The organism is Agromyces sp. Y575 (assembly GCF_059445445.1).
Genome location: NZ_JCAIUI010000006.1, coordinates 45,103 through 57,535 on the forward strand (window position 1 = coordinate 45,103; position 12,433 = coordinate 57,535).

The following is a 12,433-nucleotide window of genomic DNA, read 5'->3' on the forward strand; positions in this document are numbered from 1 at the left end:
TACTCCGCGCCCCGCTTGCCGTCGTCGTCGAGGTCGTCATCGTCGTCGTCGTCATCGTCATCGTCGTCATCATCGTCATCGTCATCGTCATCGAGACCTTCATCGTCGCCGTCGCCGTCGTCGCCGTCGCGGTCGTCATCGTCGGGCTCGTCGTCATCCTCGGCGAGGTCGTCGACCACCTCCGCATCGCGCTTGTCATCGCCAAACGCCCGCCCGAAGCCCTCGTCTCCGCCGGCGAACCGGTCGGTCGCCGTGATCAGCGCGTCGAGGATGCCGGGCTCGTCGAAGGCGTGCCCCGCGTCGTCGACGATCGTGAGCTCCGCTTCGGGCCACGCCCGGTGCAGGTCCCACGCGGTCATCGCGGGTGTGCACATGTCGTAGCGCCCCTGAATGATGACCGCCGGGATGTCGCGGAGCCGCGAGGCATCCCGAATCAGTTGCCCTTCCTCCCACCACCCGCTGTGCCGGAAGTAGTGGTTCTCGATGCGCGCAAACGCCGTCGCGTACTCGGGCGCGGTGAACCGGGCGATGTTCGCGGCTTGCGGCAGCAGCGTGATCGTCGAGGATTCCCACCGCGCCCAGGCAATGGCGGCGGGCTCGTGCACTTCGGGGTTCGGGTCGGTGAGCAGCCGCCCGTACGCCTCGATGAGGTGACCCCGTTCGAGCGCCGGAACCGGCGCGATGAAGTCCTCCCACAGGTCGGGGAACACCGCCGAGGCGCCGCCCTCGTAGAACCAGTCGAGCTCCTGCCGCCGCAGGGTGAAGATGCCGCGCAGCACCAGTTCGGTCACCCGCTCCGGGTGGGTCTGAGCGTAGGCGAGTCCGAGTGCGCTCCCCCATGAGCCGCCGAAGACCTGCCAGCGGTCGATGCTGAGGTGGCCCCGCAAGCGCTCCATGTCGGCGACCAGGTGCCAGGTCGTGTTCGCCGAAAGCTTCGCCTCCGGTTCGCTCGCGTGCGGGATCGACAGTCCGCAACCACGCTGGTCGAAGAGCACGATCCGGTAGCGATCGGGGTCGAAGAGGCGACGATGCTGGGGCGTCGTTCCGGCCCCCGGCCCCCCGTGCAGGAACACGACCGGCTTCCCCCGCCGGTTGCCGGACACCTCCCAGTAGATGTGCTGGCCGTCCCCCACGTCGAGCATGCCGGTCTCCAGCGGCTCGATCTCCGGATACATCTCTCTCATGGCGCCACGGTATCGATCAGTGGATGGCTCCGGCTGATGCCGCGCCGCATCGGGCACCGGCTCACGGCTCGACGGCGCGGGGCGCGCGCCGGAACGGGATCGAGTTGCCGAGGCAGAAGACGACGAGCAGCCCGGCGAAGTACACCGTCGCCCAGACGCCGCGCGGGCGTGCCAGCCCGAAGGCCGGGCCTACCGCATCGGGTACGACGACGGCGAAGACGACGACCGGCGCAGCGGCGACCAGACCGGTGAGGATCCTCGCCCAAACCGGCCCGATCCCCGACAGGGCGTATCCGCCCGTGACGCCGATGAGCGTGACGGTGATCGCCGTGACGACGGCCACACCGAGGTCGGCCCACGTAGTGACCCCGGTCAATGCGGCGAGCCCGAAGAGGAGGGGTGACAGGGCGAACCAGCGCCGCCATCGCGGCATGTTGTAACGGCGCAGGTACTCGGCCCAGCCGAACAGGCCGCCGACGATCGCCGCGGGCGCCAGGATCTGGATGAATGTGCCCGACCACTCGACGGTCGACGCGACGCCGGCGAGCACCGACATGAGGCCGCGGAAGCTCGCCGCCCAGGCGAGCCCGACCACGGCACCGAGCACGACCAGCCCCCACGGGCTTCCGGCGCCCGGTTCGATCGACTCCTCGCGTGCGCGCATGAACGGCCCATTCCCCCGATCCGCGGCGTGCAGGGCGCAGGGACCCCTCGTGCGCGCCACGCTACCCGCGCCCGATGCTCGCCTCATCCCCCACTTCGGGGATCGTCGGGGTGCGGGGCACCCATCCGTGCCGCCACGTGGACGTGGGAGCGCACGTGCGCGGATAGGCTCGAAGCATGGCTGCTGAGAAGCCGATCACCGTCACGCTCACCGGCGCAGGCGGACAGATCGGATACGCCCTGTTGTTCCGCATCGCATCGGGAGCGCTGTTCGGCCCCGAGACATCCGTTCGGCTGAACCTGCTCGAGATTCCCCAGGGGGTGCATGCCGCCGAGGGTGCCGCGCTCGAGCTGCAGGATTCCGCCTTCCCGCTGCTGTCGCACGTCGAGGTCTACGACGATGCACGGGCGGCGTTCGCCGGTTCGAATGTCGCGCTCCTCGTCGGCGCGCGCCCACGTGCCGCGGGTATGGAACGCGGCGACCTGCTCGCGGCGAACGGCGGCATCTTCGGCCCGCAGGGCGAAGCGATCAACGCCGGAGCCGCCGACGACATCCGCGTCGTCGTGGTCGGTAATCCGGCGAACACCAATGCGCTCATTGCAGCAGCGCATGCTCCGGATGTCCCGGCCTCGCGTTTCACCGCGCTCACCCGCCTCGACCACAATCGTGCACTGGGCCAGCTCGCGGCGGCGGTCGACACCCCCGTCGGCGACATCCGCGGCGTCACCATCTGGGGGAACCACTCGGCGACGCAGTTCCCCGACATCACGCACGCGACGGCGGCGGGCGATTCGGTGCAGGCTCTGCTCGCCGCCCGTCTGGGAGGCGTCGACGCGGCGAGGGAATGGCTCGTCGACGAGTTCATCCCCCGGGTCGCGAAGCGCGGCGCCGAGATCATCGAGGTGCGCGGTTCGTCGTCGGTCGGGTCTGCGGCGAGCGCCACGATCGATCATGTGCGCGACTGGGTCGCGGGTACTCCGGCCGGGTGGACGAGCGCCGCGGTCGTCTCCGACGGGTCCTACGACGTGCCAGAGGGGCTCGTCTCCTCGTTCCCGGTGGAGTCGGTCGATGGGGTTTGGCGCATCGTGCAGGGCCTCGAGGTCGACGCGTTCGCACGGCACCGCATCGCGGCATCCGTCGCCGAACTCGAGGAGGAGCGCGAGGCGGTGCGCTCGCTCGGCCTCATCTGACCTTCTCGCGACCGCTTCGCCCCTCCTCGACCAACGTGTGCCGCTCTGCACGACCCGCGTGCGCACGTAGGCTTGGTGCATGGCCCAACGGATGACTCCCGCACGTCGCAATCAACTCATCGTCGGGCTCATCGTCGGCGCGATCGTCGGGGTCGGCGTCAGCCTGTGGACGGGGTTCTGGCTCTGGTCGGCTGCCGGAGTCGTGGTGGGGCTCGCTGCCGGTGCACTGATGAAGCCGCCGTCCGAGCAGTGACCGGCTCTCAGGCGGCGCGCACCGATGCCACGTACCCTTCGATGCCGTCGATCACGCGGGCGAGCCCGAATTCGAACGCTCCGAGCGGATCGGCGGGCGCCTCGTAGGCCTCGCCGGCCGCCTGGCCCACTCGACCTGAGATCGGGTAGCGCTCGCCGTCCATGATCTGTTCGAGCAGCGGCGCGTTGCGCTCCCACCAATCGACGTCGGACTCGGCACTCGATCGCCGCAGCCGTTCGGCATCGAGGTAGGCCCGTGCGGGCCCGCCGACGAACCCGAGCAGCAGCGTGATGACGCGGTCCATGTCGAGGTCGGCGAGGCCGAGCCCGTCGATCGCGCCGAGGCACCACTCCCAGTGGTCGGAGACGTTCGGGCCGAGTGGCGGCCTGCTCGTATCGATCGCGAGCAGCCACGGATGCCGCAGGTACTCGCCCCATTGCAGTCGCGCGATCTCGGTGAGCCGCTCGCGCAGGCCGCCCTCGAGGTCGGACAGCAGCACCTCGCCGGCGACCTGGTCGACCATGAGGTCGATGAGCTCGGCCTTGCCTGGCACGTAGGTGTAGACCGACATCGGCTTGAGGCCCAGGCGATCGGCGATGCGGCGCATGGAGAGCGCGTCGATGCCCTCTTCGTCGGCGATCTGGATCGCTGCCTCGACCACCTCGTCGACGCTGGAACGCTGTTTGGGCCCGCGGGAGCCGAGCGGTTCGCCGAGCCGCGCACGCCAGAGCAGCCGCAGCGTGCGGTCGGGTTCGCCGCGCCCGGTGGATTCGGTCGACATGGCGCTAGCCTACATTCTTCGTATGGTGTACGGTATGCAAGAAACAAGTCCGTACGGCGTACGTTGAAGGATGCGATGACACTCATGACTCCGCCCAGAACCACTGAATCCACTGCCCTTCGAGCGGTCGGCCTCCGCAAGCGCTACGGCGGTGAGCACGCACTCGACGGCTTCGACCTCGAGATCGCCCGCGGCCAGGTGCACGGACTCCTCGGCCCCAACGGCGCCGGCAAGACCACCGCCGTGCGCTGCCTGACCACGCTGACCGATCTCGACGCCGGCACCGCCGAGATCGACGGCATCGACGTGCGTCGCCACCCCGCCCGCGTTCGCGAGCGCATCGGCCTCGTCGGCCAGTTCCACGCGGTCGACGAGGCGCTCACCGCCCACCAGAACCTCGTGCTCTTCGCACGTCTGAGCGGGCTCTCGAAGGCCCGCGCACGGAGTCGCGCCGATGATCTCCTCGGTTCCTTCGAGCTGACGGATGCCGCGTCCCGCCCCGTCTCCGGATTCTCCGGCGGCATGCGGCGCCGGCTCGACATCGCGGCGAGCCTCGTGCTGACTCCTGCGATCCTCTTCCTCGACGAGCCGACCACCGGACTCGACCCGCGCGGTCGGGCCACCGTCTGGCAGGCCGTACGCGAGATCGCGGCCGCCGGCACGACCGTGCTGCTGACCACGCAGTACCTCGACGAGGCCGACCAACTCGCCGATCGCATCTCGGTGATGGATCACGGCAAGGTCGTCGCCGAAGGCACGCCCGGTGAGCTCAAGCGCAGGCTCGGCGGCGACCGGGTCGCCGTCGTGATCGCCGAAGCCACTCGGCTCGACGAAGCGGCCGAACTCATCGGGCGAACCGTGGGGGTCGAGGCATCCGTCGACACCGACACCCGAACCGTCACGGTCGAGGTCGCCGACGGCCAGAAGGCGCTCGCCCCGATCGTGCGCACTCTCGACGCCGCCGCCCTCACCGTCGACGACCTCTCCCTTCGCCGACCCACCCTCGACGAGGTCTTCCTGCACCTCACGGGGCCGGGCCAGGCCACGCCACCATTCGCTGGCCGAGTAGGCCCGCCAGAGCCGTATCGAGACCCGGCACAAAGCACCGAGGAGGCACGATGACCGCCATCACCCCACCCACCGCCATCGCCGACGCATCCGTCATTCGTGACCGCCGCCCGAACGCCGCCCGCGAAGGCTGGCTGATCGCCGGGCGCGACATGCTGCACTGGGTACGAGAACCCTGGGGCATCGTCTTCGGACTCGCCTTCAACATCATGCTCATCCTGATGTTCGGGTTCCTCTTCGGCGGCGCGATCGAGCTGCCGGGCGGCGGCGACTACATCGCATTCCTGCTGCCCGGCATGTTCGCGCTCACGATGCTGTTCGGGCTCGAATCGACGATGACCGCGATGGCGGAAGACGCGAAGCGCGGCATCACCGATCGATTCCGTTCACTGCCGATCGCGAGCGCTTCCGTCGCCCTCGGTCGCGCGATCGCCGACCTGGCCTCCTCAGCCCTGAGCCTCGGTGTACTCATGCTCGGCGGCATGCTCATCGGCTGGCGCCCGACCACCGGCCCGGGCGAGATCGCGCTCGGCATCGCGCTGCTGCTGTGGCTCCGCTTCTCGCTGCTGTGGCTCGGCGTCTTCCTCGGCCTGCGGTTCAGGAGCGCCGGCGCGACGACCGTGGTGCAAGTACTGGTCTGGCCGATCGGATTCCTCTCGACCGTGTTCGTCTCGGCCGAGACGATGCCCGGCTGGCTCGGCGCCGTCGCCGAGTGGAACCCGGTCTCGGCGACCGCGACCGCGACGCGCGAACTGTTCGGCAACCCCACGGGCACAACGAGCGGATGGTTCGCGGAGAACGCCGTGCTCGCGGCATCCGTCTGGCCGCTCGTGATCACCGCGATGTTCCTGCCGCTCGCGGCGGGCGCATACCGGCGCCTGCGGCGCTGACGCGTACCCCCCGAGAGCGAGAACGCTGATCGAGTAGCGCCGGGCGAAGCACGACGCGTATCGAGATCTGGTGACGGGTCTCGATACGCGCTTCGCGCTACTCGACCAGCGGAAGGAGGGTGCTACCTCTTCTTCTTCGACTTCTCGGGTACCGGGAGTGTGCCGGCAGCACGCTGTGCGGCGTAGTACGCACGCGCCTCGTCTTGACGCTCCTGCTCGGCGCCCGACGCGATCTTCGCGCGCAGGTGCTCGGGCTGGTAGCCGAACGCATCGACGAGATCTTGCGCGTGGGGGCGCAGGCGCTCGACGAGCCGGTCGATGTACGCCGCAACCGCCTGCGCGCGCTTCGGCGAGAGCCGGCCGTTGATCAGGTACCACGCGAGGTGCTTCTCGACGAGTCCGAGGCCGAAGAGATCGCGCACCCAGGTGAGCACCTGCTTGGTGCCGGGATCGGTCGTCTTCGCGAGGGCGCGGGTGAACGCCTCCCACTGTAAGAGCTCGCCGTGGGCGCGAGCCGCCTCGATGAGCTCGTTCTGGTTGCGGTTGAACGCCGCGGCCGCGTCGGCCTTCGGCAGCTTGCGCGCGTCGCGCAGTCGCCCGGCGATCTCGGCGATCATGGCTTCGACCCGGTCGGTGAGCAGCTCGCGCTGCGTCCGCTCGTCGCGGAGCTCTGAGACCGAGCGCGCCGTCGAGCCGAAGTCGGCGATGGTCTGCGCGAGGCTGCGCAGGCCCGTGCCGTGATAGGCCCGGTCGGCGGTCTGCTGCACGACATATCGTGCCATCGCACCGGCGTCGGCATTCGCGAACTGCTTCGAGAAGTCCGTCAGCAGGCGCTTGGCCACGAGCTGCAGCAGCACGTTGTTGTCGCCCTCGAAGGTCGCATAGACATCGAGGTCTTGACGCAGGCCCACCATGCGGTTCTCGGCGAGGAAGCCTGCACCACCGGATGCCTCACGGGCCTCCTGCAAGGTCTCGAGCGCGTGCCACGTCGACAGAGGCTTGAGCGCGGCCGCGATCGTCTCGAGGTCTTGGCGGTCGTCGTCGGTGTCGGCCGCTCCAGAGAAGACCGAATCGAACTTGACGAGGAACTCGTCGTGGGCGAAGATCTGCGCGTACGTCGTCGCGAGCTTCGGCAGCAGGCGACGCTGGTGACGCTGGTAGTCGAGCAGCACCTCTTCGTCGGTGTCGCTCGCCGCGTTGAACTGGCGACGCTGGTTGCCGTAGGTGATCGCGATCGTGAGGGCCATCGCGGCAGCGGTCGTCGCCGCGCCGTCGAGCGAGACTCGACCCTGCACGAGCGTGCCGAGCATCGTGAAGAAGCGGCGGCCCGAGCTCGCGATCGGACTCGAGTACGTTCCGTCTTCGGCGACCGAGCCGTAGCGGTTGAGCAGGTTCGCGCGCGGCGCGCGCACGTTCGTGAAGTGCAGGCGGCCGTTGTCGATGCCGTTGAGCCCGCCCTTCAGACCGTCGTCTTCACCGCCGATTCCCTTGAGGAACCCGCCCTTCGCGTTCCGCAGCGGCAGGTAGAACGCGTGCACGCCGTGGTTCACGCCCTTCGTGACGAGCTGCGCGAACACGACTGCCGCGGTGCCGTGCACCGCTGCGTTGCCGAGGTAGTCCTTCCAGGCGCCGCGGAACGGGGTGTTGATGACGAACTGCTGCTTGGCCTCGTCGTACGTCGCGGTCGTGCCGATCGCCGCGACATCCGAACCGTGCCCGGTCTCGGTCATCGCGAACGCGCCCGGCACCTTGAGCGACATGATGTCGGGCAGGAACGTCTCGTGGTGGTACTCGGTGCCGAGGTGCAGCACGGCCGCACCGAAGAGGCCCCACTGCACGCCCGCCTTGATCTGCAGGCTCGGGTCGGCGATGACGAGCTCTTCGAAGGCGGCGATGTTGCCGCCGTGGTCGTCGTGACCGCCGAGCGACGTCGGGAACGCGCGGTGCACGGCTTGCGTTTCGACCAGGATCTTCATTTGCTGCAGCACGCGCTCGCGATGCTCGGCCATCGGCTGGCCTTCGATGCGGTGCAGGTCGGGGCGCGCGGCGCGCTCTCGCGCCTCGAGGCGGATGTCGGGCCAGGTGCCGAGCAGTTGCCGGCCGAGCGTGGCGACGTCGATCTTCGACTGGGCCGCCACGCCGTCGGCCGCCTTCTGCGACGGTGCAGATGCCGCGGAGCGCGCCGACGTCGGCGGCGCCGTGTCGGCCGATCGCTCAGGCGTCGTCGTCGTCTGCTGCTGCTTCTGCTGCTTCGAAGTCGTGCGGGGTGCCGTGTCAACCATCGTCGGTGTCTCGTCCTTCGTGTGCGGTCTGGGCTTCATTCCAAGGTAGGACGGGGCGACGTGGCGGGGAAACCCTGCATCCGTGCCCTACAAAACCGCCCGAGGACGCCTCGTGAGCGACTGTGGCAACCCTACAAACTCGCCGTCGCCGCGCATTCGAGAATCCACAACGGAAACCTCGAGACGCCCGGCAGCACGACCGCAGTCGACGGCCGCCGTGCTCAGCTGCGGAAGAACGCATTCGCACGCCCCGACCACAGGAGGGCCAGGACGATCACCGAGATGGCGACGCTGAAGTACTCGCCGATGGCTCCGGCCGGGTAGGCGATGGCGAGGAAGACCGAGCTCACGATCGAGAGCGCCTGGACGATCGTCACGACGACGCGCGCGCCGGCACTGCCTCGGAGGAGTCCACCGGCGACGGCGATGAGGACGATACCGATCAGGATCGTGATGATCGCCGAAGTGATGAGCTGACCGGCGCCGCCGAACTGCTCCACGGTCGCAGCGATGCTCGTCTGGAAGAGCAGGATCGTGCCGCCGACGATGTCGAGGAGCCCGCCGATCCAGACGAGCACCGCGATGAACGTGACACCGCCCGGGCGGCCGATCGCGTTCATGCGGGGCTCCGGCCTCCGAAGAACACGCTCGACTTGTGCCCCCAGAGCAGGAACAGCACGATGAGCGAAACGACGATGCCGAGCCATTCGCCGACCGCACCGCCAAGGTACGCGAAGGCGAGGAAGAGCGATCCGATGATCGAGAGCACCTCGGCGACCGTGATGACCATGCGGGAAACCCAGTTGCCGCTGAGGAGGCCTGCGGCGACGACCACCACGATGAGGCCGAGCACGATGGAGCCGATCGCGGCGGCGTAGAGCGGGCCGCTGCCGCCCAGTCCGTCGACGACGGATGTGACGCCCGCCTGGAACAGCAGGATGGTTCCCGAGACGATGTCGAGTGCGCCCGCGATCCACGCGAGTACCGCGACGACAGTCACACCTGTCGGTCGAGTCAACTGATCGGACATGCCGAGCCCCCCTTGCGCCACCCCGCGCGGCGCCTCTGCGCTGATGCTAGCGCTGTCGGGGCCCGCCTGTCTCGCAACTCGCGCAGCGGGGGCGCAGCCCGAGCGCCCGGGGCCATCTGAGCACCCGTGACGCCCGAGCGCCCGGGGCCATGCGCGCTCGCGTCAGGCCGAGCGCTGATACGCGCGGAACGCGCGCGTCGCGACCCAGGCGAGCACGGCCGTGAACGCCGCGAGCAGCCCGAGGTTGCCCCAGACGCTCGCCCAGTCCGGGCTCGCACCGAGCGCCTCGCGGCCCGCCACGACCGCCCACTCGAAGGGGTTGAAGCGCGCGACATCCGCGACCCAAGGGGCCGACAGGCTCGTGTCCATGAGCGCCGAGCTCAGGAACATGAGCGGGATCGTGATGAGCTGCGAGATGCCGATCAGCACGTTCTGGTTGCGCGCGAGCAGTGCCGCCGCGTTCGACAGCGCCGAGAACGCCGCCGTGAGCAGCATCGCCGCGAGCAGCAGGATCAGGATGCCGCCGAGTGAACCGCCGAACTCCCCTGAGCCTGTCGAAGCGCCGAACCGCGCGCCGCCGAGCCAGGCGACGCCCAGCACGATGAGCGACTGCACGAGCGTGAGCAACGCTTGGTACACGAGCGTCGAGACCATCATCGCGCCGCGGCTCGTCGGCGAGGTGAGGAATCGGTCCATGACGCCGCGTTCCATGTCCTCGATGTAGCTCGTGCCCGCCCAGGCACTGCCGAACAGCGCCATCATCATCACAATGCCGGGCGTCAGGAACTCGAGATAGTTGTCGCCGCCCTCGAAGCCCGGGATCTCGACGACGCTCTTGAAGAGCTGGCCGAACAGCAGCAGCCAGATGAGCGGCTGCACGACGTTCATCACGATGAACGCCGGAATCCGCACGGCCGCCCGAAGCTGCCGGAGCGTGAGATATGCCGTGTGTCGGAAGAAGTTCGGGCGTGCGTATGTCGGCGCCGCGGTCACGCGGGCCGGGCGAGTGGTCGTGGTCATGATGCGACCTCCTCGCGTGCGGCATCGGATCGGTCGGCATCGGCCTCGACCTCGGCGTCTCGCTCGACATCGCGCGAGGAACGCTCGTGCGCCGAGGCGAACGAATGCCCGGTGTGTGCGAGGTACACGTCGTCGAGGCTCGGCCGCGAGACGGTGGCGGATGCCACGGTTACGCCCTCGGCGTCGAGTGCACTGAGCACGAGGGGCAGCGCAGCGCCGCCGTCGTCGGCACGGGCGCGCACGGCGCGACCCTCGACGGCGACCTCGCGCAGTGCACCGAGGCGGCCGATCGCCTCGACTACTCGGGCGACGACGGATGCCTCGTGGAACTCGATCACGATGGCGTCGCCACGCAGCTCGCTCTTCAACTGCTCCGGCGTGCCCTCGGTGACGACGCGACCGGCATCGACGATCGCGAGCCGGCTCGCGAGCCGATCCGCCTCTTCGAGGTAGTGGGTGGTCAGCAGCACGGTCATGCGCTCCTCGCGGGACATCCGCTCGATCTCGGCCCACATCTCGGTGCGCGCCTCGGGGTCGAGGCCCGTCGTGGGCTCGTCGAGGAAGAGCACCTGCGGGCGGTGCATGAGCCCGATCGCGACGTCGAGCTTGCGGGCCATGCCGCCCGAGTACGTCTTCACCTGACGGCGGGACGCGCTCGTGAGCGCGAAGCGCTCGAGCAACTCGCCGGCCCGGGTCCGTGCAGCACGAGTCGACATGCCATGGATCTGCCCCGCGAGCACGAGGTTCTCCAATCCCGTGTCCATGGGGTCGGACACCTGCTTCTGCGCGACGAAGCCGATAGCGCTGCGCACCCGCTCCGGATGCCGCCGCACATCGATGCCGGCGACGAACGCCGTGCCGGAATCGGCATGCGAGAGCGTCGAGAGGATCTTGACCGTCGTCGACTTGCCGGCGCCGTTCGGCCCGAGCAGACCGAAGACGGTGCCCGCCTCGGCCTGGAATGTGAGCCCGTCGAGGGCTCGGATGCGATTGTCGATCCTTGAGCGGGCCGAAGGGCCGCGCCCCTGCGAATAGGTCTTGACGAGATCGACGGCCGCGAGGGCCATCCCGTCGGGTGATGCAGCCATGAGGCTCTCCTTCAGTGGGGAGCCGTTCGGTCGTGAGGCGTGGCCGGTAGAATGGCGGCACGCACTGGGGTGGATTCGATTCACGTTGAACGACTCGGTTGCGAGATGGCTCGGGTGTTGCCGCATCCGGGCCATCGATCTTTGTGTACTGGTCAGTACGCCTCATGAGTGCGTCTGGTCAGTACGGTTGCTCAGCGCTCTGCTTCGGCGGCTCCTTCCGCGAGGTATCGGGCGAGCTGCGACTCGATCTCGTCGGCGCTCGCGCCGGCAGCGATCAGCTCGTGCATGGCCTTCCATGCGTCGAGGCCGCCGAGTTCGCCGGCTTCGAGACGATCGAGCAACGTGGCGACGAAATCGCGCTCGGCGCGGGTCATCGCGACGCGATACTGGAACTCGACGAGGAAGAGCTCTGGAAGCGCGAGCTGCGCCGACTGCTCGGCCATGGAGGATCGCTGGTCGAGCTCGGCATCGAGTCGTTCGAGACGCTCGCGCAGCAGGGCGCTCGCCTCATCGGGAGCGAGCAGTGCGATGAGCGAGAGCCCAGTCTCGAACGCCGGGTACTCCTTGACCGGCACGGCGATGAGCTCGCGCATCCAGTCGTGGGCCTCGGCCCTGCCGGCGTCGGTGATCGCGTAGACGATGCGTTCGGGGCGATTGCCCTCGCGCTCGACCCGCGCCTCTTCGATGAGGCCGTGCTTCTCGAGCGACTTGATGATCGCGTAGAGCGAGCCGAAGTTCAGCCGGATGCTGTCTTCTTTGCCGCGCTCGCGCAGCGTGGTCGTGATCTCGTAGGGGTACATCGGGCGCTCCCACAGGCTCGACAGCACTGCGAGTGCAAGCGGGTTGCTCACCGGTCGACGCGACATGCTCACCTCCAAATACTTTGATCAGAGTATATCGCGAGTTGGCGTTCGTCAAGAGTCGACGAGCGCTGGCTTCCCTCGCTCCAACCGGCGCATGCGCGACCGGTGTCCTAAAATCAC

Annotated in this window: 12 protein-coding genes and 1 pseudogene; 4 read left to right on the forward strand and 9 right to left on the reverse strand. The window is 68.7% G+C overall.

Translation table 11 applies throughout. The features are described 5' to 3' along the window. Positions 1-233: 233 nt before the first annotated feature. Together pip and AC1C2U_RS18920 are read right to left on the reverse strand one after the other, a co-directional pair. Positions 234-1,184 (reverse strand): annotated as a pseudogene (gene pip / locus AC1C2U_RS18915) (prolyl aminopeptidase); the annotation flags it as partial. A gap of 61 nt (positions 1,185-1,245) precedes the next feature. After that, positions 1,246-1,848, reverse strand: coding sequence for a hypothetical protein (locus tag AC1C2U_RS18920; RefSeq protein WP_495363327.1), 603 nt, complete (start codon positions 1,846-1,848; stop codon positions 1,246-1,248). Between the two features lie 176 nt (positions 1,849-2,024). Between AC1C2U_RS18920 and AC1C2U_RS18925 the strand changes: the two genes are divergently transcribed. Further along, complete coding sequence (locus tag AC1C2U_RS18925) at positions 2,025-3,038, forward strand: malate dehydrogenase (protein WP_495363328.1); 1,014 nt, start codon at positions 2,025-2,027, stop codon at positions 3,036-3,038. Positions 3,039-3,117: 79 nt separating this feature from the next. Then, a complete protein-coding gene (locus tag AC1C2U_RS18930; protein WP_495363329.1) occupies positions 3,118-3,291 on the forward strand; it encodes an HPP family protein in 174 nt (57 codons plus the stop codon). A 7-nt stretch (positions 3,292-3,298) separates the two neighbouring features. Here AC1C2U_RS18930 and AC1C2U_RS18935 read toward each other — a convergent pair whose 3' ends face one another. Further along, entirely contained in the window at positions 3,299-4,072 is a 774-nt protein-coding gene (locus AC1C2U_RS18935; RefSeq protein WP_495363330.1) for a TetR/AcrR family transcriptional regulator, read from the reverse strand. 84 nt (positions 4,073-4,156) lie between these two features. Between AC1C2U_RS18935 and AC1C2U_RS18940 the strand changes: the two genes are divergently transcribed. Next, positions 4,157-5,194 carry an ATP-binding cassette domain-containing protein gene (locus AC1C2U_RS18940; protein WP_495363331.1) on the forward strand — a complete coding sequence of 346 codons (1,038 nt, stop codon included), beginning with the start codon at positions 4,157-4,159 and terminating at the stop codon, positions 5,192-5,194. Further along, positions 5,191-6,030: an ABC transporter permease gene (locus AC1C2U_RS18945; protein ID WP_495363333.1), complete on the forward strand. Its 840-nt coding sequence runs from the start codon at positions 5,191-5,193 to the stop codon at positions 6,028-6,030. The genes AC1C2U_RS18940 and AC1C2U_RS18945 overlap by 4 nt, the downstream gene beginning before the upstream one ends. 122 nt (positions 6,031-6,152) lie before the next feature. On the opposite strand, the gene AC1C2U_RS18950 is transcribed toward AC1C2U_RS18945, so the two are convergent. The 6 genes from AC1C2U_RS18950 to AC1C2U_RS18975 all read right to left on the reverse strand — a co-directional run bounded on the left by AC1C2U_RS18950 (position 6,153) and on the right by AC1C2U_RS18975 (position 12,316). Next, the gene (locus AC1C2U_RS18950) at positions 6,153-8,312 is read right to left on the reverse strand and encodes an acyl-CoA dehydrogenase family protein (protein WP_495363334.1); all 2,160 of its coding nucleotides are present in this window, start codon (positions 8,310-8,312) and stop codon (positions 6,153-6,155) included. 221 nt (positions 8,313-8,533) lie between these two features. Further along, positions 8,534-8,932: a DUF7144 family membrane protein gene (locus AC1C2U_RS18955; protein ID WP_495363335.1), complete on the reverse strand. Its 399-nt coding sequence runs from the start codon at positions 8,930-8,932 to the stop codon at positions 8,534-8,536. Beyond that, complete coding sequence (locus AC1C2U_RS18960) at positions 8,929-9,342, reverse strand: DUF7144 family membrane protein (protein WP_495363336.1); 414 nt, start codon at positions 9,340-9,342, stop codon at positions 8,929-8,931. The genes AC1C2U_RS18955 and AC1C2U_RS18960 overlap by 4 nt, the downstream gene beginning before the upstream one ends. 162 nt (positions 9,343-9,504) lie before the next feature. Then, on the reverse strand, positions 9,505-10,362 hold the full coding sequence (locus AC1C2U_RS18965) for an ABC transporter permease (RefSeq protein ID WP_495363337.1): 858 nt from the start codon (positions 10,360-10,362) through the stop codon (positions 9,505-9,507). Continuing rightward, on the reverse strand, positions 10,359-11,450 hold the full coding sequence (locus AC1C2U_RS18970; protein ID WP_495363338.1) for an ATP-binding cassette domain-containing protein: 1,092 nt from the start codon (positions 11,448-11,450) through the stop codon (positions 10,359-10,361). Before AC1C2U_RS18970 ends, AC1C2U_RS18965 begins: the two co-directional genes overlap by 4 nt. A gap of 191 nt (positions 11,451-11,641) precedes the next feature. Then, entirely contained in the window at positions 11,642-12,316 is a 675-nt protein-coding gene (locus AC1C2U_RS18975; RefSeq protein ID WP_495363339.1) for a PadR family transcriptional regulator, read from the reverse strand. Between the last annotated feature and the right edge of the window lie 117 nt (positions 12,317-12,433).

Coding starts and splice junctions, on each gene's coding strand:
- AC1C2U_RS18970 (WP_495363338.1), bottom strand. CDS start 11,450: ATGGCTGCATCACCCGACGGGATGGCCCTCGCGGCCGTCGATCTCGTC.
- AC1C2U_RS18945 (WP_495363333.1), top strand. CDS start 5,191: ATGACCGCCATCACCCCACCCACCGCCATCGCCGACGCATCCGTCATT.
- AC1C2U_RS18950 (WP_495363334.1), bottom strand. CDS start 8,312: ATGGTTGACACGGCACCCCGCACGACTTCGAAGCAGCAGAAGCAGCAG.
- AC1C2U_RS18930 (WP_495363329.1), top strand. CDS start 3,118: ATGGCCCAACGGATGACTCCCGCACGTCGCAATCAACTCATCGTCGGG.
- AC1C2U_RS18960 (WP_495363336.1), bottom strand. CDS start 9,342: ATGTCCGATCAGTTGACTCGACCGACAGGTGTGACTGTCGTCGCGGTA.
- AC1C2U_RS18935 (WP_495363330.1), bottom strand. CDS start 4,072: ATGTCGACCGAATCCACCGGGCGCGGCGAACCCGACCGCACGCTGCGG.
- AC1C2U_RS18925 (WP_495363328.1), top strand. CDS start 2,025: ATGGCTGCTGAGAAGCCGATCACCGTCACGCTCACCGGCGCAGGCGGA.
- AC1C2U_RS18965 (WP_495363337.1), bottom strand. CDS start 10,362: ATGACCACGACCACTCGCCCGGCCCGCGTGACCGCGGCGCCGACATAC.
- AC1C2U_RS18975 (WP_495363339.1), bottom strand. CDS start 12,316: ATGTCGCGTCGACCGGTGAGCAACCCGCTTGCACTCGCAGTGCTGTCG.
- AC1C2U_RS18940 (WP_495363331.1), top strand. CDS start 4,157: ATGACTCCGCCCAGAACCACTGAATCCACTGCCCTTCGAGCGGTCGGC.
- AC1C2U_RS18955 (WP_495363335.1), bottom strand. CDS start 8,932: ATGAACGCGATCGGCCGCCCGGGCGGTGTCACGTTCATCGCGGTGCTC.
- AC1C2U_RS18920 (WP_495363327.1), bottom strand. CDS start 1,848: ATGCGCGCACGCGAGGAGTCGATCGAACCGGGCGCCGGAAGCCCGTGG.